15 protein-coding genes and 5 tRNA genes are annotated in these 22058 nt (G+C 64.5%); 14 read left to right on the plus strand and 6 right to left on the minus strand.

All coding sequences use genetic code 11. From position 1 onward, the window contains the following. Positions 1 to 125 precede the first annotated feature (125 nt). The 3 genes from ACYZGB_RS04875 to hpnC form a co-directional block, all read right to left on the minus strand. Positions 126 to 1535: an L-serine ammonia-lyase gene (locus ACYZGB_RS04875; RefSeq protein WP_462387098.1), complete on the minus strand. Its 1410-nt coding sequence runs from the start codon at positions 1533 to 1535 to the stop codon at positions 126 to 128. Positions 1536 to 1818: 283 nt separating this feature from the next. After that, complete coding sequence (locus ACYZGB_RS04880) at positions 1819 to 2571, minus strand: hypothetical protein (RefSeq protein WP_462387100.1); 753 nt, start codon at positions 2569 to 2571, stop codon at positions 1819 to 1821. A gap of 321 nt (positions 2572 to 2892) precedes the next feature. Continuing rightward, positions 2893 to 3777 (minus strand): squalene synthase HpnC, encoded by an 885-nt coding sequence (gene hpnC, locus ACYZGB_RS04885; protein WP_462387323.1) that lies wholly within the window; start codon positions 3775 to 3777, stop codon positions 2893 to 2895. Between the two features lie 255 nt (positions 3778 to 4032). On the opposite strand from hpnC, the gene ACYZGB_RS04890 reads away from it, so the two are divergent. The 13 genes from ACYZGB_RS04890 to ACYZGB_RS04950 all read left to right on the plus strand — a co-directional run bounded on the left by ACYZGB_RS04890 (position 4033) and on the right by ACYZGB_RS04950 (position 16715). Continuing rightward, positions 4033 to 5208, plus strand: a complete 1176-nt coding sequence (locus ACYZGB_RS04890; RefSeq protein WP_462387102.1) for an efflux RND transporter periplasmic adaptor subunit — start codon at positions 4033 to 4035, stop codon at positions 5206 to 5208. Between the two features lie 9 nt (positions 5209 to 5217). Continuing rightward, complete coding sequence (locus tag ACYZGB_RS04895; RefSeq protein ID WP_462387103.1) at positions 5218 to 8400, plus strand: efflux RND transporter permease subunit; 3183 nt, start codon at positions 5218 to 5220, stop codon at positions 8398 to 8400. Between the two features lie 94 nt (positions 8401 to 8494). Further along, positions 8495 to 8581 (plus strand) — tRNA-Leu (locus ACYZGB_RS04900). A 75-nt stretch (positions 8582 to 8656) separates the two neighbouring features. Then, a complete protein-coding gene (gene tig / locus ACYZGB_RS04905) occupies positions 8657 to 9970 on the plus strand; it encodes a trigger factor (RefSeq protein ID WP_063461791.1) in 1314 nt (437 codons plus the stop codon). A gap of 122 nt (positions 9971 to 10092) precedes the next feature. Then, the gene (gene clpP, locus ACYZGB_RS04910) at positions 10093 to 10701 is read left to right on the plus strand and encodes an ATP-dependent Clp endopeptidase proteolytic subunit ClpP (protein WP_063461792.1); all 609 of its coding nucleotides are present in this window, start codon (positions 10093 to 10095) and stop codon (positions 10699 to 10701) included. A 102-nt stretch (positions 10702 to 10803) separates the two neighbouring features. Beyond that, the gene (clpX, locus tag ACYZGB_RS04915) at positions 10804 to 12069 is read left to right on the plus strand and encodes an ATP-dependent Clp protease ATP-binding subunit ClpX (RefSeq protein ID WP_462387104.1); all 1266 of its coding nucleotides are present in this window, start codon (positions 10804 to 10806) and stop codon (positions 12067 to 12069) included. A 126-nt stretch (positions 12070 to 12195) separates the two neighbouring features. Beyond that, entirely contained in the window at positions 12196 to 14628 is a 2433-nt protein-coding gene (gene lon, locus ACYZGB_RS04920; protein ID WP_462387105.1) for an endopeptidase La, read from the plus strand. Positions 14629 to 14714: 86 nt separating this feature from the next. Next, a tRNA-Gly gene (locus tag ACYZGB_RS04925) sits at positions 14715 to 14790 on the plus strand. A 58-nt stretch (positions 14791 to 14848) separates the two neighbouring features. Next, positions 14849 to 14922, plus strand: a tRNA-Cys gene (locus ACYZGB_RS04930). Positions 14923 to 15101: 179 nt separating this feature from the next. Continuing rightward, positions 15102 to 15177 (plus strand) — tRNA-Gly (locus ACYZGB_RS04935). Between the two features lie 152 nt (positions 15178 to 15329). After that, positions 15330 to 15422: transfer RNA gene (locus ACYZGB_RS04940), tRNA-Leu, on the plus strand. Positions 15423 to 15435: 13 nt separating this feature from the next. Further along, positions 15436 to 16068: a DUF6806 family protein gene (locus ACYZGB_RS04945; RefSeq protein WP_462387106.1), complete on the plus strand. Its 633-nt coding sequence runs from the start codon at positions 15436 to 15438 to the stop codon at positions 16066 to 16068. Positions 16069 to 16190: 122 nt separating this feature from the next. Beyond that, a complete protein-coding gene (locus tag ACYZGB_RS04950) occupies positions 16191 to 16715 on the plus strand; it encodes a M48 metallopeptidase family protein (protein ID WP_462387107.1) in 525 nt (174 codons plus the stop codon). Between the two features lie 88 nt (positions 16716 to 16803). On the opposite strand, the gene ACYZGB_RS04955 is transcribed toward ACYZGB_RS04950, so the two are convergent. Both ACYZGB_RS04955 and ACYZGB_RS04960 read right to left on the minus strand, forming a co-directional pair. Then, positions 16804 to 17706, minus strand: coding sequence for a glutamate racemase (locus ACYZGB_RS04955; protein WP_462387109.1), 903 nt, complete (start codon positions 17704 to 17706; stop codon positions 16804 to 16806). 162 nt (positions 17707 to 17868) lie between these two features. Further along, a complete protein-coding gene (locus ACYZGB_RS04960) occupies positions 17869 to 19425 on the minus strand; it encodes a fumarate hydratase (RefSeq protein WP_462387110.1) in 1557 nt (518 codons plus the stop codon). A 170-nt stretch (positions 19426 to 19595) separates the two neighbouring features. Here ACYZGB_RS04960 and fumC point away from each other — a divergent pair, with 170 nt between their 5' ends. After that, positions 19596 to 21005: a class II fumarate hydratase gene (gene fumC / locus ACYZGB_RS04965; RefSeq protein WP_462387111.1), complete on the plus strand. Its 1410-nt coding sequence runs from the start codon at positions 19596 to 19598 to the stop codon at positions 21003 to 21005. Between the two features lie 168 nt (positions 21006 to 21173). Here fumC and ACYZGB_RS04970 read toward each other — a convergent pair whose 3' ends face one another. Then, the gene (locus ACYZGB_RS04970) at positions 21174 to 21992 is read right to left on the minus strand and encodes a Crp/Fnr family transcriptional regulator (RefSeq protein ID WP_462387112.1); all 819 of its coding nucleotides are present in this window, start codon (positions 21990 to 21992) and stop codon (positions 21174 to 21176) included. Between the last annotated feature and the right edge of the window lie 66 nt (positions 21993 to 22058).

Here is a 22058-nt window from a genome sequence, read left to right on the forward strand (position 1 = left end):
CAGGGCGCCTCACGGCGCGGGGGAGATCGATGGGCAGGCATGCCCGGCAAGGAGGCCGGGAGCCGGGCTGAGCGCGGATTGTGTACCCGTGCTGCGCGGTTGCCACGCCCGCGCTGCGGTGCGCGTCAGCATTCCACAACATTCACAGCCAGGCCGCCGCGCGAGGTCTCCTTGTATTTGATCTTCATGTCCGCGCCGGTCTGCATCATGGTCTTGATGACCTTGTCGAGCGAGACCACATGCTGGCCGTCGCCACGCAGCGCCATGCGGGCGGCATTGATGGCCTTGATGGCGCCCATCGCGTTGCGTTCGATGCAGGGGATCTGCACCAGCCCGCCCACCGGGTCGCAGGTCATGCCCAGGTTGTGTTCCATGCCGATCTCGGCGGCGTTCTCGATCTGCTCTGGGCTGCCGCCCATCACCGCAGCCAGCGCGCCTGCCGCCATGGAGCAGGCCACACCCACCTCACCCTGGCAGCCCACCTCGGCGCCCGAGAGCGAGGCGTTTTCCTTGTAGATGATGCCGATGGCGCCTGCCGTGAGCAAAAAGGTGGCGATGCCGTCGTCGTTGGCCGGGATAGGGCCTTGCAGGAAGTTGACGTAGTAATGCAGCACGGCCGGGATCACGCCCGCCGCGCCGTTCGTGGGCGCGGTCACCACGCGGCCGCCAGCGGCATTCTCCTCGTTGACGGCCATGGCGTAGAGGTTCACCCAGTCCAGCATCGAGAGCGGGTCGCGCAGCGCGGCCTCGGGGGCGCTGCTGAGCTTGTGGTGCAGCTCGGCCGCGCGGCGGCGCACATGCATGGGGCCGGGCAGGGTGCCGGTGCTGGCGCAGCCGCGCTGCACGGCACCGGCCATGGTTTTCCAGATGGCCATGAGCTGGCGGCGCACCTCGGCGCTGCTGCGCCAGTGTTGCTCGTTGGCGGCCATGAGCTGGGCGGGGGTGAGCCCGGTGCTCTGGCACTGGGCCAGCAGCTCGGCCCCGGTGCGGAAGGGGTGGGGCAGGCCCTGGGCATGGCCGGCCGCATCAGGCCCTGCAGTGGCAGCACTGTTTAGCACACGCTCGCCCGCCGCGTCGATCACAAAACCACCGCCCACCGAGTAGTACTCACGCGCCGCAATCTCGTTGCCCTGCGCGTCGAACGCGTGAAACGCCATGCCGTTGGGGTGCAGCGGCAGGCTTTTGCGACGAAACAGCAGGTGTTCTTTTTCAACAAACGGCACCACATGCTCGCCCAGCAGGGCCAGCGTTTGCCGGGTGCGGATGTCGGCAATGGCAGGCTGGATCTGGTCGGGGTCGATGTGGTCGGGCTCGTGCCCGGCCAGGCCTAGCAGCACGGCCTTGTCGGTGCCGTGGCCCACGCCGGTGGCTGATAGCGACCCGAACAGCTCCACGGTGACGTGGTGCACGGCGGCCAGGCCCAGGGTGGCCTGCACATGGCAGGCAAACTGCCGCGCCGCAATCATGGGCCCCACAGTGTGGGAGCTGGAGGGGCCGATGCCGATTTTGAAGAGGTCGAAAACGCTGACGGACATGGTGAAAGTTCTTAGAACGTGTTTAGGATCTTTTCGGGGCCGCGTTGGGGCGCAATCGGGATGAGTAGATGCTTCGGATGCGCCGCATGGGCTCGTGCCCATGCAAGCAGCCGGGGCGGCCTTGTCGCCCGATTTCGCCCCAACCCTTCGGGCAAGTGCCTTGCCGGGCGGTCTGCGGCGTTGCGGCGCTTGCCAATAGCACGGGCTATTGGCTGCGCACCGCGCCTTGCATCCCATCCCGGCAAGGTACTTGCGCGGCCCCGAAAAGATCGTAAACACGTTCTTAGGAGCGGCGCAGTGGTTTGGCCGATGGGTGGGGGCGGACTGGCGGCCGGGTAGGCTGCGACAGGTGCGATTTCAGGGCATAGGTGGCCACGATCAGTGCCAGCCAGCCCAGCAGGACATCCCAGAACCCCATGACCAGCCACACGGGCGCCAGCAAGGGGCCTGCGAGGGGAAGGACGTATAGGGAGAGGCGGGGCGTCCAGAAGCCGGGGACTCTCATGCAGGGGGATGAGAAGGGGTCGAAGGTGCCGGGCGAGCAGCCCAGGCTTTCGAGGATGGTGCGCGCGGTCTGGTTGCCCACGATGGGCAGGCCCAGCGCAAAAATGAACACGATGAAGCCCGCCAGCAACAGCCAGAACAGGCCGACCACACTCCAGCGCAGCACGTCTGCTGGGGTGGCGTTGCTGCGGCGCGGCAGCCAGTTCTGCAGCAGGTCCGCTGCGGCGGCCGGGTGGCGGTCAGCCCAGCGTGCGGCATACAGCGCCAGCCCCCACGCCAGCAGCAGCGCCCAGAAGTTGCGCAGCAGCACAAAGGGGTAGTCCACGATGCTGCCTGCCGACAGAAAAGGCATCAGCCGCAGCCCGATGGCATTGGTCAGCCACGTGCAGGTGCCCAGCGTGGGGTTGGTGTGGGGTTGGCAGTGCAGCACATCCAGCACCCGCTCTGCCGCCACGCCCCCGACGATGGAAAACACCAGGCAAAAAAGAATGAGCCCCCACTGCAGGGTCTTGAAGAGATGTCTGGCGGTCAACGGTGGGCCCTCCTCGCAAGCCACGGGTAGTGGCTTGCGGACATTGTTGTCTTTGTTGTTGTGTTCCGGAACGGGTAAGTCCCGGGCGGCTGGCCGCAGTGGGCGCAAGACTAGCGCGCTGTAAAGGCGGCGCCATGCGCGCTATCCCTGCCCCACCCAGGGTCCGCCCCCCGCTGTCCCTCCGGCGCAGGCGGCTGGTTACTCATAAATTAATAGCTAATAAGGCAATATGGATGCGCGGTGAAGGCCATTTTTGCCTCAGATTCATGGGCAGTGCACGCGCCGATGTCAGCGCGCCTTGTGGCCCATTAATCTTTCTTCTTACATCACCAGCGCGCGGCCCAGCATCACCACCCAGTCCCAGGCATGCAGGCGCGGGCGGGTGTGCAGGCTGCCGCCTTTGAGGGCCTCGACCTTGTCGAGGATGCGCAGGCCGCCCTGCACCACCAGGCGCAGCTCCCAGCCCGCGCGGCCGGGCAGGCGGTGCACCAGGGGGGCGCCGCTGTACATGGTGGTGCGGGCCCAGTCGGCGCAGTCGGCGATGAGGCGCGCGTTTTCGCGCGTGCTTTGCAGGGCCAGCAGCTCGGCCTGGCACGCGCCATGAACGGCGCAGTCGGCGCGCGGCAGGTAGTGGCGGTGGCGGGGGATGTCCACCGACAGGTCCTGCCAGAAGTTGATGAGCTGCAACGCGGTGCAGATCGCGTCGCTTTGCCGCAGCGCCTGCGCGTCGCCCACGCCATACAGGTGCAGCAGCAGGCGCCCCACGGGGTTGGCCGAGCGGCGGCAGTAGTCCAGCAGCTCGGCGCGGTCGGCGTAGCCTTCGGCATCGCGGGTTTTTTCCACATCCTGGGCAAAGGCGCTGAGCAGGTCTTCGAGCAGTGGCACGGGCAGCTGGTGGCTGCGCAGCACGCCTTGCAGCGGCAGGAACACGCTGGCCCAGCGGGGCGAGGGCGGCTGGCCCTGGGCAATCGCGCGCAGGTCGGCCAGGTAGGCCGCCAGGTCGGCCAGGCGGGCGGCGGGTGTAGCGTCGCCTTCATCGGCAATGTCGTCGGCCGTGCGGGCAAAGGCATAGATGGCGGCGATGGGCTGGCGCAGGTGGGGCGGGCACAGCAGCGAGGCGACGGGGAAGTTCTCGTAGTGCGTCACGGGTGCGGCCAGGACCGTGGCGGGCGCAGGCGCGGTGGACGCACTGGCCGAAGCGGCAATGGGTGCGGCTGCCGGGGAAGAGGGGTTGGAGGGCTGTGGGGGGCTGTAGCGGTCGTTCACACCCCGGATTGTCGCTTGACAAGGTGGGGGCGCTTCTCATAGATTACTAACCGGTCAGTCAGTAATCAAAAAGCATTCCATTCAGGGACAAGGAGGCTGGCCCCTAACCCGTTGCAGCGCAGGTCGTAAGGCCTGTGCTGTGCGTGCTGTTCCGTCGCTTCTTCCTTGTGGCCCTTTTTAATCACCGGATTTCCCATGCGCACACCCTCCGCTTTGCGGCCCCTCCAACGGCACTCCCGGTTCCTGCTGGTGCTGGCCACCGCCTCTTTGCTGGCCGCCTGTTCGCGCCCCGCGCCGCCCGAGGAGCCGGTGCGCTCCGTCAAGCTGCTCACGGTGGGCGTGGGTGCGCTGCAATCCAGCCTGGAGTATTCGGGCGAGGTGCGGGCGCGGGTCGAGTCGCGCCTGGGCTTTCGGGTGGCGGGCAAGATCGTCAAGCGCCAGGCTGAGCTGGGCCAGCATGTGAAGGCCGGGCAGGTGCTGGCGCAGCTGGACCCGAAGGACTACCAGCTGGCAACCGATGCAGCGCGTGCGCAGCTGGCATCGGCCACCACGCAGCGTGACCTGGCTGCGGCAGACCTCAAGCGCTACCAGACCCTGAAAGACCAGAGCTTCATCAGCGGTGCCGAGCTGGAGCGCCGTGAAGCCACGCTGAAAGCCGCACAGGCCACGCTGGACCAGGCGCGCGCGCAGCTGTCGTCGCAGGGCAACCAGGCGGCCTACACTACGCTGGTGGCCGATGTGTCGGGCGTGGTCACGGGCATTGACGCCGAGCCAGGCCAGGTGGTGGCTGCGGGCACGCCCGTGGTGCGCATTGCCCAGGACGGCCCGCGCGATGTGGTGTTTGTGGTGCCCGAGGACAAGGTGGCGCAGATTGCCGTGGGCTCGGACGTGGCCGTGCGTGGCTGGTCCGGCGGCGCCACGCTGGCGGGCGCAGTGCGCGAGGTGGCGGCGAGCGCCGATGCGGCCACGCGCACCTACCAGGTCAAGGTGGCCATCGACAGCGCAGAGGCCCCCGCGCTGGGCGCCACCGTGTACGTCACGCCCAAGGCGCTGAGCCACGCGGGCATCCCGGCCATCAAGCTGCCCACCAGCGCGCTGCGCCAGGAGGGGCAGGCCACGGCTGTGTGGGTGTACGACGCGGCCAGCAGCACCGTGAAGTCGCAGCCCGTGCAGATCGCCACGGCCGACGGCAACGAAGCCGTGGTGGCCGCGGGCCTTACGCCTGGCATGCAGGTGGTGGCGACGGGCGTGCATGTGCTCTCGCCCGGGCAGAAGGTGATGGTTTCTCAGCCAAAAACGGCTTCTCCGCCCGCTGGTAAAGCAAAAGCAGCTCCTGAATTGGTAGCAAACCCGGCCTCGGCTGCCAACTGAGGGCCACGCATGTCACAACAACAACCCAAAGAGGGGTTCAACCTCTCCAAATGGGCGCTCGACCACCCGGCGCTGACCCGCTACCTGATGGTGGTGCTGATGCTGCTGGGTTTTGCCGCCTACTTCCAGCTGGGGCAGGACGAAGACCCGCCCTTTACCTTCCGCGCCATGGTGGTGCGCACCTACTGGCCCGGCGCCACGGCGCAGCAGGTGGCGGAGCAGGTCACCGACAAGATCGAGCGCACGTTGCAGGAGGTGCCGTACGCGGACAAGATCCGCAGCTACTCCAAGCCGGGCGAGTCTCAGATCATTTTCCAGATCAAGGACTCGTCCAAGCCCGGCGATGTGGCCAACGTCTGGTACACCGTGCGCAAGAAGGTGGGCGACATGCGCTACACCCTGCCGCAGGGCATCCAGGGGCCGTTCTTCAATGACGACTTCGGTGATGTGTATGGCGTGATCTACGCGCTGGAGTCCGAGGGCTTCAGCTATGCCGAACTCAAGCAGTTTGCCGACGACGCACGCCAGCAGCTGCTGCGCGTGCCCGATGTCGCCAAGGTCGAACTGTTTGGCGTGCAGGACGAAAAGCTGTTCATCGAGATCTCGCAAAAGCGCCTGTCGCAACTGGGCCTGGACATGAACCAGGTGCTGGCCCAGCTGGGCCAGCAGAACGCCGTGGAGAGCGCCGGAGCTATTCAGACCCCGCAGGACCAGGTGCAGGTGCGCGTGCAGGGTCAGTTCAATGCCGTGGAAGACCTGGCGGCCATGCCGATCCGGGGCCCGTCGGGCGCGCAACTGCGCCTGGGGGACATTGCCGAGGTCAAGCGCGGCTATGTGGACCCGGCCGCCGTGAAGGTGCGCCACCAGGGGCGCGAGGTGATTGCGCTGGGTGTCTCCATGGCCAAGGGCGGCGACATCATTGCGCTGGGCAAGGCGCTGCACACCGCCACCGACCGTATCGGCGCCTCGCTGCCCGCGGGCGTCAAGCTTGTGAACGTGCAGGACCAGCCCAAGGCCGTGTCCACCTCGGTGAACGAGTTCGTCCGGGTGCTGATCGAGGCCGTGGTCATCGTGCTGGCCGTGAGCTTCATCAGCCTGGGCTTGCACAAGCGGCCCGGCAAGAACCCGCTGTGGAAGCGCTGGTACATCGACCCGCGCCCCGGCCTGGTGGTGGGCATCACCATCCCCATGGTGCTGGCGGTGACCTTTCTGGCCATGTGGTACTGGGGCATTGGCCTGCACAAGATTTCGCTGGGCTCGCTCATCATCGCCCTGGGCCTGCTGGTGGACGATGCCATCATTGCCGTGGAGATGATGGTGCTCAAGCTTGAAGAGGGCTATGACAAGGTGCGCGCCGCCACCTTTGCCTACGAACTCACGGCCATGCCCATGCTCACGGGCACGCTGATCACGGCGGCCGGGTTCTTGCCCATCGGTTTGGCCAAGTCCACCACGGGTGAATACACGTTTGCGATTTTTGCTGTCACGGTGATCGCGCTGGTGCTCAGCTGGATCGTGTCGGTGTACTTTGTGCCGTACCTGGGCACGCTGCTGCTCAAGGTGCCGCCGCATGTGCTGGCGGCGCAGGCGAACAAGGGCGTGACGGACGACCCGCACGAGGTGTTTGACAGCCCGTTCTACCGCACATTCCGCCGCTTGGTGGACTGGTGCGTGCAGCACCGCTGGCTCACCATCAGCGCAACCATCCTCACCTTTGCGCTGGGCATTGTGGGCATGGGCAAGGTGCAGCAGCAGTTCTTCCCGGATTCGAGCCGGCCGGAGATCCTGGTGGACATCTGGTTCCCCGAGGGCACGTCGTTTGCGGGCAACGAAGAAGTCACCAAGCGCGTGGAGCAGCGCCTGCTGGCCGAGCCCGGCGTGACGGCCGTGAGCACCTGGGTGGGCTCGGGTGTGCCGCGCTTCTACCTGCCGCTGGACCAGGTGTTCCCGCAAAGCAACGTCTCGCAGTTCATCGTGCTGCCGCAGGATCTGAAGCTGCGCGAATCGTTGCGTGTGAAGCTGCCCAGCTTGCTGGCTGAGGAGTTCCCCGAGGTGCGCGGCCGCGTCAAGCTGCTGCCCAACGGGCCGCCGGTGCCGTACCCGGTGCAGTTCCGTGTGGTGGGGCCGGACCCGCTGGTGCTGCGCGAACGCGCCGACGAGGTGAAGGCCCAACTGCGCCAGAACCCCGATATGCGTGGCGTGAACGACAACTGGAATGAGTCCGTGAAGGTGCTGCGCCTCGAAGTGGACCAGGCCAAGGCGCGCGCGCTGGGCGTCACCAGTCAGTCCATCGCCCAGGCGTCCAAGACCATCCTCTCGGGCACGCAGGTGGGCCAGTACCGCGAGGGTGACAAGCTCATCGACATTCTGCTGCGCCAGCCGCTGGACGAGCGCAACGCCATCACCGACATTGCCAACGCGTACTTGCCCACGGCCTCGGGCAAGTCGATCCCGCTCACGCAGATCGCCAAGCCGGTCTTTACCTGGGAGCCCGGTGTGATGTGGCGTGAAAATCGCGACTACGCCATCACGGTGCAGGGCGATGTGACCGAAGGCTTGCAGGGCGCTACTGTCACCGCGCAACTGCTGCCGGGCTTGCGCGCCATCGAAGCAAAGTGGCGCGAGGCAGGGATGGGCGGGTACCGCATCGAGGTGGCGGGGGCCGTGGAGGAAAGTTCAAAGGGCACCAATTCCATCATTGCGGGTGTTCCTATCATGCTGTTCCTCGTGTTCACCCTGCTCATGCTGCAGTTGCAGAGCTTCAGTCGCGCGTTCCTCGTTTACATCACGGGCTTCCTCGGGATCGCTGGTGTCTCGGGTGCGCTGATCCTGCTCAACCGCCCCTTTGGCTTTGTGGCGCTGCTGGGCGTGATTGCACTCATGGGCATGATCCAGCGCAACTCGGTGATCCTGATCGACCAGATCGAACAGGACCGCGCTCGGGGCGTGCCTGCGTGGGATGCGATTGTTGAATCGGCAGTGCGCCGCCTGCGTCCTATCGTGCTGACGGCTGCGGCTGCGGTGCTGGCCATGATCCCGTTGTCACGCAGCGTGTTCTGGGGCCCGATGGCCGTGGCCATCATGGGCGGGCTTATTGTGGCCACTGTGCTCACGCTGCTCGCCCTGCCTGCGATGTACGCCGCCTGGTTCCGGGTCAAACGGCCCGCGCCAGAGGTTCTTGGAGGGGTTTGATTCCCACCCAGCCCGCATCAGGGTAAAATAGAAGGTTGACCGATTTCACGCAGGCGGCAGCTGAGGTTGCCGCCTGTTTGTTTGTTGTAGAACCGCGCGGGTGGCGAAATTGGTAGACGCACCAGGTTTAGGTCCTGACGCCAGCAATGGTGTGGGGGTTCGAGTCCCCCCCCGCGCACCACCCATGTGAGACTTTGCGGAACACGGCGCTGCTGCGCTGCAGCCAGCACGATCCACATTCATAAGAGGAATAGCCATGGCCGTTACTGTTGAAACCCTTGAGAAGCTCGAGCGCAAGATCACGCTGAGCGTGCCCGTCACCCTGATCCAGTCCGAAGTGGACACGCGCCTCAAGCGCCTGGCTCGCACCGTGAAGATGGACGGCTTCCGTCCCGGCAAGGTCCCCATGAACGTGGTGGCCCAGCGTTACGGCTACTCGGTGCAGTACGAAGTGCTCAACGACAAGGTCGGTGAAGCCTTTGCCGTGGCTGCCAACGAAGCCAATCTGCGTGTGGCTGGCCAGCCCCGCATCACTGAAAAGGAAGGCGCTCCCGAAGGCCAGGTGACTTTTGACGCCATCTTCGAAGTGTTCCCCGAAGTCAAGATTGCCGACCTGTCGGACGCCGAAGTCGAGAAGCTGTCGTCCGAAGTGACCGACTCCGCCATCGACAAGACCATCGACATCCTGCGCAAGCAGCGCCGCAGCTTCGCTCAGCGCGCCATCGACGCCGCTGCCCAAGACGGCGACCGCGTGACCGTGGACTTCGAAGGCAAGATCGACGGCGAACCCTTTGACGGCGGCAAGGCCGAAGACTTCCAGTTTCTGGTCGGCGAAGGCCAGATGCTCAAGGAATTCGAAGACGCAGTGCGTGGCATGAAGTCCGGCGAAAGCAAGACTTTCCCCCTGGCTTTCCCTGCCGAGTACCACGGCAAGGATGTGGCTGGCAAGACCGCTGACTTCCTCGTGACCGTGAAGAAGATCGAAGCTGCCCACCTGCCCGAAGTGAACGACGCCCTGGCCAAGTCGCTGGGCATTGCTGACGGCTCTGTGGACGGCCTGCGCGCCGACATCAAGAAGAACCTGGAGCGCGAAGTCAAGTTCCGCCTGCTGGCCCGCAACAAGCAAGCCGTGATGGACGCCCTGGTGGCCAAGGCTGAACTGGACCTGCCCAATGCCAGCATCCAGGCGGAAATCGCTCGCCTGCTGGAAGGCGCCCGCGCCGAGCTGAAGCAACGCGGCATCAAGGACGCTGACAAGGCCGAGATCCCTGAAGACGTGTTCCGCCCCCAAGCCGAGCGCCGCGTGCGCCTGGGCCTGGTGCTGGCCGAGCTGGTGCGCGCCAACGAACTGCAGGCCAAGCCCGAGCAGCTCAAGGCACACATCGACGAGCTGGCGGCCAGCTACGAGAAGCCCGAAGACGTGGTGCGCTGGTACTTCGGCGACCGCCAGCGTCTGGCCGAAGTCGAAGCCGTTGTGATCGAAAACAACGTGACCGAATTCGTGCTGGGCAAGGCCAAGGTGGTCGAGAAGGCCGTGTCGTTTGACGAACTGATGGCCCAGCAGGGCTGATGGGTCTGGCCGGGCGGTTTGTTGCCGAATTGCCCGGTTGTTGCCGTCACACAGGGGCTTGTGCTTTCGTGCACAAGCCCCAATTCATTTCTGGGTACAGTACCTGCTTGACTGGAGAAAACATGAGCGCATTGGAAACACAAGGCCTGGGCATGGTCCCCATGGTCATCGAGCAGTCGGGCCGTGGTGAGCGGTCCTATGACATCTACTCGCGCCTGCTCAAGGAGCGCGTGATTTTCCTGGTGGGTCCGGTCAATGACCAGACCGCCAACCTGGTGGTGGCGCAGCTGCTGTTCCTGGAGAGCGAAAACCCCGACAAGGACATTTCGTTCTACATCAACTCGCCCGGCGGCTCGGTGAGCGCCGGCATGGCGATTTTTGACACCATGAACTTCATCAAGCCCGATGTCTCGACCCTGTGCACGGGCATGGCAGCCAGCATGGGTGCCTTCCTGCTGGCGGCGGGGGCCAAGGGCAAGCGTTTTGCGCTGCCCAACTCCAAGGTCATGATCCACCAGCCTCTGGGCGGCATGCAGGGCCAGGCCACCGAGATCGAGATCCACGCCCGCGAGATCCTCAAGACCCGCGAGCAGCTCAACAACATCCTGGCCGAGCGTACAGGCCAGTCGCTGGAGAAGATCCAGCGCGACACCGAACGCGACTATTTCCTGTCGGCGGACGAGGCCAAGGAATACGGCCTGGTGGACCAGGTGATCAGCAAGCGCTCCTGATCGCCACAGGCTCGCACGGCGGCGTTTTCCCCGGGGGAAGACGCCGTTTTTTATTTGGTTATCATCCCGACAACTTTCCGTACGTAACAAGGCATTGCCCCCATGGCCGAGAAAAAAGGCTCTTCCAGCGAAAAAACCCTTTACTGCTCTTTCTGCGGCAAAAGCCAGCATGAAGTGAAGAAGCTGATCGCCGGTCCGTCGGTCTTTATCTGCGACGAGTGCATTGACCTGTGCAACGAGATCATTCGCGACGAACTTCCGGCCGGTGACCTGGCCCGCGAAGGCCGCAGCGACCTGCCCACGCCGGTGGAGATCAAGACCAACCTCGACAACTACGTGATTGGCCAGGAAGTGGCCAAGCGCACGCTGGCGGTGGCGGTCTACAACCACTACAAACGGCTGCGGCACAAGGACAAGGCCCACAAGGACGACGTGGAGCTGTCCAAGAGCAACATCCTGTTGATCGGGCCCACTGGCTCGGGCAAGACGCTGCTGGCCCAGACACTGGCGCGTATGCTGGACGTGCCCTTCGTGATGGCCGACGCCACCACGCTGACCGAGGCGGGCTATGTGGGCGAGGACGTGGAGAACATCGTCCAGAAGCTGCTGCAAAGCTGCAACTACGAGGTCGAACGCGCCCAGCGCGGCATTGTCTACATCGACGAGATCGACAAGATCTCGCGCAAGTCGGACAACCCCAGCATCACGCGTGACGTGTCGGGCGAAGGCGTGCAGCAGGCGCTGCTGAAGCTGATCGAAGGCACCATGGCCAGCGTGCCACCCCAAGGCGGGCGCAAGCACCCGAACCAGGACTTTCTGCAGATCGACACGACCAACATCCTGTTCATCTGCGGCGGTGCGTTCGCGGGCCTGGAGAAGGTCATCGAGAACCGCACCGAAGCGTCGGGCATCGGCTTCGGTGCATCGGTCAAGAGCAAGAAGCAGCGTTCGCTGACCGAGGTGTTCTCCGAGATCGAGCCTGAAGACCTGATCAAGTTCGGCCTCATCCCCGAACTAGTGGGCCGCATGCCCGTTGTGACCGCGCTGGCCGAGCTCAGTGAGGACGCACTCGTGCAGATCCTGACCGAGCCCAAGAATGCGCTGGTCAAGCAATACAGCAAGCTCCTGGCTATGGAAGGCGTGGACCTGGAAATACGCCCTGCTGCCTTGAAGGCCATTGCCCGCAAGGCACTGGCCCGCAAGACGGGAGCCCGAGGCCTGCGCTCCATCCTGGAGCAATCGCTGATTGGCACGATGTTCGACCTGCCCAATACCAGCAATGTCGAAAAGGTGGTGGTGGACGAGTCCACCATCGAAGAGAACAAGCCGCCGCTGCTCGTTTATCGCGAGGCGGCCAAGAAGGCCTGAAATGACCGGAGCGGGCGCCCTGTTGCCGCCCCTTGCACCATCAACCCTTGCGCCAGTACGGCTGCGCGCAAGGGTTGAAAATCCCCACATGTGGAACCACTTCCATAGAGCACTTTGAGGATTTCCATGTCCGGACATACCCCCCTGCCAGCCACCCCCATTGACCTGCCACTGTTGCCATTGCGCGATGTGGTGGTGTTCCCCCACATGGTGATCCCGCTCTTCGTGGGCCGACCCAAGAGCATCAAGGCGCTTGAGATGGCCATGGAGGCCGATCGCCGCATCATGCTGGTTGCCCAGAAGGCCGCCGCCAAGGATGAGCCCTCGGTGTCGGACATGTTCGACGTCGGCTGCGTCTCCACCATCCTGCAGATGCTCAAGCTGCCCGATGGCACGGTGAAAGTGCTGGTCGAAGGGCAGCAGCGCGCGCTGGTGACCTCCATCGACGACACCGAAACGCATTTCATGGCCACCGTCACGCCGGTCGAAGCCACGCCCGAGGCGAACAAGCCCAGTGAGATTGAGGCCCTGCGCCGTGCGGTGATGCAGCAGTTTGACCAATACGTCAAACTCAACAAGAAGATTCCGCCCGAGATCCTCACATCCATCTCCAGCATCGACGATCCCGGCCGTCTGGCCGACACCATTGCCGCGCACCTGCCACTCAAGCTGGAGAACAAACAGGTGGTGCTGGATCTGTCGGACGTGAAGGCGCGCCTCGAAAACCTGTTCGAGCAGCTCGACCGCGAGGTGGACATCCTCAATGTGGACAAGAAGATCCGTGGCCGTGTGAAGCGCCAGATGGAGAAGAACCAGCGCGACTTCTACCTCAACGAACAGGTCAAGGCCATCCAGAAGGAACTGGGCGAGGGCGACGAAGGCGCCGACATCGAGGAGATCGAGAAAAAGATCAAGCTCGCCAAGATGCCCGCCGAAGCGCGCAAGAAAGCCGAGGCCGAGCTCAAGAAGCTCAAGCTCATGTCGCCCATGTCGGCCGAGGCCACTGTGGTGCGCAACTACATCGACGTGCTCACAGCGCTGCCGTGGAGCAAGAAGACCAAGATCAAGCACGACCTGGTCAATGCCGAAGGCGTGCTCAACGAAGACCACTTTGGCCTGGACAAAGTCAAGGACCGCATCCTTGAATACCTTGCGGTGCAGCAGCGCGTGGACAAGGTCAAGGCGCCCATCCTGTGCCTGGTGGGCCCTCCTGGCGTGGGCAAGACCTCGCTGGGGCAGTCCATTGCCAAGGCCACGGGCCGCAAGTACGTGCGCATGGCCCTGGGTGGCATGCGCGACGAAGCTGAAATCCGTGGGCACCGTCGCACGTACATCGGCGCGCTGCCTGGCAAGGTGCTACAGAGCCTGTCGAAGGTGGGCACGCGCAATCCGCTGTTCCTGCTGGACGAGATCGACAAGCTGGGCACCGATTTCCGTGGCGACCCGTCGAGCGCGCTGCTGGAGGTCCTGGACCCTGAGCAGAACCACACCTTCGGCGACCACTATGTCGAGGTGGACTTCGACCTCTCTGACGTGATGTTCGTGGCTACGTCCAACTCGATGAACATCCCGCCCGCTTTGCTGGACCGGATGGAGGTGATCCGCCTGTCGGGTTACACCGAGGACGAGAAGACCAGCATCGCCATGAAGTACCTGCTGCCCAAGCAGCTCAAGAACAACGGTGTGAAGGACGAGGAGCTGCTGATCACCGAGCCTGCCGTGCGTGACATGGTGCGCTACTACACGCGTGAAGCCGGAGTGCGCTCGCTGGAGCGCGAACTCTCCAAGATCTGCCGCAAGGTGGTCAAGGGCCTGCAACTCAAGAAGCTCACGCCCCAGGTGGTAGTGACGGCCGACAACCTGCCCGACTTTCTGGGCGTGCGCAAGTACACCTATGGCCGCGCCGAGTTGCAAAACCAGGTGGGGCAGGTGGTAGGCCTGGCCTGGACCGAAGTGGGTGGCGATCTGCTGACCATCGAGGCGGCCATCATGCCCGGCAAGGGCGTGATCACGCGCACCGGCTCGCTGGGCGATGTGATGAAGGAATCGGTGGAGGCCGCACGCACCGTGGTGCGCAGCCGTGCGCGCATCCTGGGCATCAAGGACGAAGCCTTTGAGAAGCGAGACATCCACATCCATGTGCCAGACGGCGCCACGCCCAAGGACGGCCCGAGTGCGGGCGCTGCGATGACCACCGCGTTTGTGTCGGCGCTCACGGGCATCCCCGTGCGCGGCGATGTGGCCATGACCGGCGAAATCACGCTGCGCGGTGAGGTCACTGCCATTGGGGGTCTCAAGGAGAAGCTTCTGGCCGCGCTGCGTGGCGGCATCAAGACCGTGCTGATCCCCGAAGAAAACGTGAAGGACCTGCAGGAGATTCCCGACAACGTGAAGAGCGGTCTGGAAATCGTGCCCGTGCGCTGGATCGACAAGGTGCTGGAAGTCGCGCTGGAGAGCAAGCCTGTGCCGCTGACGGATGAAGAAGTGGCGGTGGTCGCAGCGGCCCCGGCCGAAAAATCAGCTGTTTCGTCGGCCGCCGCCGATGGTTTGAAACATTGAAGCAAATTTTTTTGAGGAGCCCCAAAAAATGCGCTACAATTCACTCCATCGCAGCAAACGTTGTACAATGTAAGGCTTCGGTAAATGCGGGAATAGCTCAGTTGGTAGAGCGCAACCTTGCCAAGGTTGAGGTCGAGAGTTCGAGACTCTTTTCCCGCTCCAATTTCCAGAAAAAGGGAAGCGAATGCTTCCCTTTTTTGTCAGAGGAATGTGAATTCCTGGCGCGGTAGCAAAGCGGTTATGCCCCGGATTGCAAATCCGGTTAGTCCGGTTCGACTCCGGACCGCGCCTCCAGATATGGTTTGTACCGTCGATGGCTCAGTAACCTCAGGGTTCTGCGCTGTGATGAAGATGGGCAAGGCTGTTAGGTGATTGGAAATTTTTTGGTCAGCAATCGAATGAGGCCAAAAATAGCGATATAATTTGAGGCTTGCTGATAAGCACTGATGGAAACGTTGGGGTAGCAGGCAAATGCGGGAATAGCTCAGTTGGTAGAGCGCAACCTTGCCAAGGTTGAGGTCGAGAGTTCGAGACTCTTTTCCCGCTCCATATTCGTAAAGGGAAGCTTAGGCTTCCCTTTTTTCTTGGTGGTCCGGGCTGCATCGTTTTCAAGCAAGCCTGTGGCCTGAGATGCGACAGGGCATTGCGTGCATGCGCTGCCCGGGTTACGCTGCAACGCAGGTGTGCGCCCAGCAGCCGGCGCCCCGATGGTGAAATTGGTAGACACTGCGGACTTAAAATCCGCCGCTTTCCTGAAAAGGGGCGTGCCGGTTCGACCCCGGCTCGGGGCACCACTACGAATAAATCATGTCAAGTTACAACGCTCCCTTTGAAATCCACGTCCACGGACAGGTCCCTTTGCGCGCCGACGCGAGTTTTGACCAGCTCCAGGAGGCCCTCAAACCCTTGTGGAAGTACGCTGGAGCCCGTTCGCTGGCCGATGGTGCTGCCAGTGCCTACGAGGAAGAGCCTGGCATCAAGTTCGACGCGCAAGAGCATCTGCTGCAGATGTGCTGGACCGTGCGGGGCGATGAGGACTTTCGCCAGTCACTGGACGAGATGTGCATGAGCCTCAACGAGCTGGCCGAGCAGGGGGCTGCCATTGAGGTGACGTTCTACGATGCCGACTTTGACGAAGAAGAGGAAGAGCAGGGCGCCGAGTCGCGCGACGACTTTGTGATGCTGTTCGTCGGTCCCACCCCGGCCGCCATCATGCAGGTACAGCGTGACTTGCTGGTGCAGGACGTGGTGAACATGATGGAGCGCCACTTTGATGGTGCCGAGCTGGGCGGCGTGGTGGCCGAGATCGACAAGCTGTTCAGCCAGCGCTTTGATGCGCTGGTGAACTCGCTGGAGATTGGCAAGCCCCCACGCGGCCCGGGTGGCCCTGGTGGTGGCCACGGTGGCGGCGGCGGTCGCCGCCCTCGCCACCTGCACTGACCTCTTTTTTGCGCAAGGTGCTCAACGGGGCAGGGCGGCTGCCCCGTCTTGCTGAGACCCACGTACTCGGCATGCCTGCGGCCGCAGGCTAGTCCCCTTTGGCTGCCATGCCGCGTCCTGCGATGACCTCCGACCTTCCCTATCTGCGCTCCTACCCTGTGGCCTTGCAGGAGCAGGCGCGCGATCTGCTGGCACAGGGAAAGCTTGGGGTGGTTCTGCAACGCAAGTACCCCGCAGCCCACGCCGTGCGCAGCGACAAGGCGCTGTACGACTACGCGCAGGAGCTGAAGGCGCGCTACCTGCGCAACGCGGGCACGGTCAACAAGGTGCTGTTCGACAACAAGATCCACGTGGTGCGCCATGCGCTGGGTTTGCATACTGCGGTGTCGCGTGTGCAGGGCAACCGATTGACAGCCAAGCACGAGATCCGCATTGCCGCGATGTTCAAGCAGGCGCCGGACGAGTTCTTGCGCATGATCGTGGTCCACGAACTGGCGCACCTGCGCGAGAAGGACCATGGCAAAGCCTTCTACCAGCTGTGCACCCACATGGAGCCGCAGTACCACCAGTACGAGTTCGACCTGCGCCTGTACCTCACGCATGTGGAACATGCGGGCACCCGGCTGTGGGGGGCGGAGCAGCCCTGAGGGCTACGCAGTCAAAACTATAGAAGCTATTATTTTAATAGCTATTTGGGCTTGATGGACGCGCGCAGAAGCCAGTTTTGGCTTTGAATCAAGGCACCTGCACAGAGTGGCAGCAACTCGCGGGCAGGTCCAGCCAGCGCTGCGCAGCGGCCTCCAGCATGGCGACGGGGCCGGTGGTCAACAGTTGCACCGGGGGCATGGCACCAGGCGGTTGCGCGGGGGGCTGGCCCGGCGGTGTTTGCGAAGGCACCTGCAGCAGGTTGGCTGCTTCCAGCAGGCGCCGCGTCTGGCGGGCCACAGGTTCGCCGGTCTCGATGAACTGCACGTCGGGGCCCACCAGTGCGCGCAGCTCATGGGCCACAAAGATGTAGTGCGTGCAGCCCAGCACCAGGGTGTCCATCTGCCCGGGGGCGGTGCCAAACGGGCCCATGGCCTCGATGTAGCGCTGGCACAGGGCGCCGGTTTCGGTGGCGCTGGCGGCAGCACCGTTGTGTTCAAGAGGCGGCACCGGCTGCGCCACGCTGCGCTCAATGGCATGGGCCAGGCCATCGCAGGGCTGCACCACAAAATGGGCCTGATCGGCCAGCGAGGCCATCAGCTTGCCGAACTTCGCACTGGTCAGCGTGCCCCGGGTGCCGATCACGCCCACGTGGCCTGTTTTTGTCACCGCGAGGGCGGGCTTGATGGCGGGCTCCAGGCCCACGAGGGGTAATTCCGGGTGGCTACTGCGCACTTCGTGAATGGCCGCCGCCGTGGCGGTATTGCAGGCCACCACCAGCGCCTTGATGTGGTGCTGCGCGCGCAGGTACTCGGTGATGGCATGGGTGCGCGCCCCCACATAGGCGTCGCCGCGTTCGCCATAGGGTGCGTTGGCACTGTCGGCCAGGTACACGAAGCGTTCGTGGGGCATCGCGGCCAGCAGCGCGCGCAACACGCTCAGCCCACCGACGCCACTGTCAAAAACACCGATGGGAGAGGAGGCCTGTGGCATCAGAAACCAAGCGCTGGCAGTTGGAGGAAAGCGTGGATTGTAGGAAAGACGTGGCCACCGTGCAGGAAGGCGCGAGCACGCAAGAAAAAACCGCCCGAAGGCGGTTGGGAGGGCTGTCACAGGCGCTGGTACGTGGCGCCTGGGTCATGGCATGGGTCGGGCTCAGGCCGTCGCGACTTCAATGCCCTTGAACTCGCCCGAGGCGATGCGCTTTTGCCACTCGGCCGGGCCGGTGATGTGGGCGCTGGTGCCACCCGCGTCCACGGCCACTGTCACGGGCATGTCCACCACGTCGAATTCGTAGATGGCTTCCATGCCCAGGTCGGCAAAGCCCACGACCTTGGCCGTCTTGATGGCCTTGGAGACCAGGTAGGCGGCGCCGCCCACCGCCATGAGGTAGGCGCTCTGGTGCTTCTTGATGGCCTCGATGGCGACGGGGCCGCGCTCGGCCTTGCCCACCATGGCGATCAGGCCGGTCTGGGCCAGCATCATCTCGGTGAAGCCGTCCATGCGCGTGGCGGTGGTGGGGCCTGCGGGGCCCACGGCCTCGCCCTTGACGGGGTCCACGGGGCCCACGTAGTAAATGATGCGGTTGGTGAAGTCCACGGGCAGCTTCTCGCCCTTGGCCAGCATGTCCTGGATACGCTTGTGTGCGGCATCGCGGCCGGTGAGCATCTTGCCGTTGAGCAGCAGCGTGTCGCCCGGCTTCCAGCTGGCCACTTCTTCCTTGGTCAGTGTGTCCAGGTTGACCTTCTTGCTCTTGTTGTAGTCGGGTGCCCAGTCCACGTTGGGCCACAGGTCCAGGCTGGGGGGCGTGAGGTACACGGGGCCCGAGCCATCCATCACGAAGTGCGCGTGGCGCGTGGCGGCGCAGTTGGGGATCATTGCGATGGGCTTGCTGGCCGCGTGCGTGGGGTACATCTTGATCTTGACGTCCAGCACTGTGGTCAGGCCGCCCAGGCCTTGGGCGCCGATGCCCAGGGCGTTGACCTTTTCAAACAGCTCCAGGCGCAGCTTTTCGACATTGTCGAGTTCGGCCCCGCTGGCTTGCTTGGCCTGCAGCTCGTACATGTCCAGGTCGTCCATCAGGCTTTCCTTGGCCATGAGCACCGCCTTTTCTGCCGTGCCGCCGATGCCGATGCCCAGCATGCCGGGCGGGCACCAGCCAGCGCCCATGGTGGGCACGGTCTTGAGCACCCAGTCCACCACGTTGTCGCCGGGGTTGAGCATGTACATCTTGGACTTGTTCTCCGAGCCGCCGCCCTTGGCCGCCACGGTGATGTCCACGGTGTTGCCGGGCACGATCTCGGTGAAGATCACGGCGGGGGTGTTGTCCTTGGTGTTCTTGCGGGCGAACTGCGGGTCGGCCACGACCGAGGCGCGCAGGGTGTTGTCGGGGTGGTTGTAGCCACGGCGCACGCCTTCGTTGATGGCGTCGTCCAGGCTGCCGCTGAAGCCCTCCCAGCGCACGTCCATGCCCACTTTCAGGAAGACGTTGACAATGCCGGTGTCCTGGCAGATGGGGCGCTGGCCGGTGGCGCTCATCTTGCTGTTGGTGAGGATCTGGGCGATCGCATCCTTGGCCGCCGGGCTCTTCTCGCGCTCGTAGGCACGGGCCAGATGGGCGATGTAGTCGGTGGGGTGGTAGTAGCTGATGTACTGCAGCGCGCCGGCAATGGATTCGATCAGGTCTTCTTGGCGAATGGTCGTCGTGGTCATGGCGGTGGGGGTTTTAGGGAAAACGCGAACCCTTAATTATCCCCTGCTGGGCTTGCGCGGGCCTGTCGGGGGAGAAGAGGGGTGGTGGCGCGCCGTGGCCTGGGGTGGGTATGCTGCGGTCTGGTGTTTCGTTCCACTCCCATTCGCTCGCTGAGCGGCAAGGCCCACCCGTGAAAACCTCCACCCCCGCCCCGACCGCAGTCCGCACCGAAAAAGACACCTTCGGCCCCATCGATGTGCCTGCCGACCGGCTGTGGGGCGCGCAGACGCAGCGCTCGCTGCACCACTTTGCGATCTCGGGCGAGAGGATGGCGCCCGAGCTGATCCGCGCGCTTGCCCAGGTCAAGCGGGCCAGCGCCTATGTGAACAACGCGCTGGGCCTGCTCGACGCCGCCAAGACCACGGCCATCGTGGCGGCGGCGGACGAGGTGATTGGCGGCGGCCACCTGCAGGAGTTTCCGCTGGTGGTGTGGCAGACCGGCTCGGGCACACAGACCAACATGAACATGAACGAGGTGCTGGCCAACCGCGCCAGCGAGCTGCTGGGTGGCCCGCGCGGCGAAGCGCGCCTGGTGCACCCCAACGACGAGGTGAACAAGAGCCAGTCGAGCAACGACGTGTTCCCCACCGCCATGCACCTGGCGGCGGTGGACGCGCTGATGCACCGCCTGCTGCCCGCGCTTCACGGCCTGCGCACCACGCTGGCGGCCAAGGCGAAGGCGTTTGACGGCATCGTGAAGATCGGCCGCACCCACCTGCAGGACGCCACCCCCCTCACGCTGGGCCAGGAGATCTCGGGCTGGGTGGCGCAGCTGCAGCATGGCGAGCAGCATGTGCGCGCCGCGCTGCCCCACCTGGGCGAGCTGGCCCTGGGCGGCACGGCCGTGGGCACCGGGCTCAATGCGCCTGCCGGTTATGCGCACGCGGTGGCGAAGGAGCTGGCTGACCTGACCGGTCTGCCGCTGGTGACCGCCCCCAACAAGTTCGAGGCCCTGGCCAGCTGCGATGCGCTGGTGCATGCCCATGGCGCGCTCAAGACCCTGGCGGCCAGCCTGATGAAGATTGCCAACGACGTGCGCTGGCTGGCCAGCGGCCCACGCAGCGGGCTGGGCGAGATCACCATCCCTGAGAACGAGCCCGGCTCGTCCATCATGCCCGGCAAGGTCAACCCCACGCAGTGCGAGGCGCTGACCATGCTGTGCGCGCAGGTGATGGGCAACGATGTGGCCATCAACATCGGCGGGGCCTCGGGCAACTTCGAGCTGAACGTGTTCCGCCCGATGGTGATCCACAACTTCTTGCAGAGCGTGCGCCTGCTGGCCGATGGCATGGCCAGCTTCAACGAACACTGCGCGGTGGGCATAGCGCCGAACCAGGCGCGCATCAACGGCCTGGTGGAGCAGTCGCTGATGCTGGTGACGGCGCTGAACCCCCACATCGGCTACGACAAGGCGGCGTTCATCGCCAAGAAGGCGCACAAGGAAGGCACCAGCCTGCGCGCGGCGGCCGTGGCCTCGGGCCATGTGACGGGCGAGCAGTTTGACCAGTGGGTGGTGCCCGCGCAGATGGTGGGGCGTTGACGCCAGCGTGGGGTGCTGCGCCCCCAATGTGCCCTGTATGCCACTGGATTTATGAAGAAAACAGGCGTTTGCGCGTGTCCATCAAGCGCTGTTCGCTATCAAACTTGATGGTTTGAGGGGTGCCAGGAGAGTGGGGGCTGACGGGGCGGCCTGCCTCTTCACCGGTTCTCAGCGCGGCGAATTGCCCTGGCTGCCGCCCATTGTTTCGGCCCGGGCGTCCGACACCTCCTGCTGCGCCAGTGCTTCGAGCTGGTCCTGCTGGTAGACCACGATGCTGCGCTGGTGGATGCCGATGATGCCCTCGCGCTCCATCCATTTCAGTTCCACATTGATACGCTGGCGCGAGCCGCCCAGCAGCTGCGCCAGCTCATCCTGCACCAGCGACAGCCCGATGGCGCCGCGCTGGCCCGGCATGGCGGCGCGCTCGCCAAAGCGGCGCAGCACATGCAGCAGCTGCTTGGCCAGCCGTGCGCGCAGGGGCAGGGTGGCCATGTCTTCCATCATCCAGTACAGGTAGCGCATGCGCCGTGCCTGCAGCGTGAGCAGCGCTTCGCCAAACTCGGGGTGCGCGCGCAGCAGCTGGCGGAACACGCCCTCGGCCAGGCTGAGCACCGTGGTGGGCCCGTGGGCATGTCCGTCATAGGTGTTCGGCCCGCCGTGCAGCACCTCGGCCTCGCCCACCCAGATGCCGGGCTCTACATAGGCCAGCGTCACCTGCTTGCCTGCGGGTGTGGTGCGCCGAAAGCGGATGGCGCCGCTGGCGCAGGCAAACCAATCCTGGGCGGGTTCGCCCTGCAGGACGATCGCCTGGCCATGTGCATAGCGTGTGACGCGGCCGAGCCGGAAGATGTCGTGCCGCAGCGAAGGCGTGAGCGCGGCAAACCAGCGGCCCCGATTGATGGCCTCGCGCTCCTCCGGGCTCAAGAAGGGCCGCTGCAGGGGGTGTTCAAGGCTGGCTGCGGGCTCGGGCAGGGTGGTGGCATACATGGGCGGGCTCTCTGGGCACAGGGCCGGGGCGGCCACTGCGCCGTGCAGGGTCGGCAGGGGGCGAAA

It is taken from the genome of Acidovorax sp. Q11 (genome assembly GCF_054950075.1).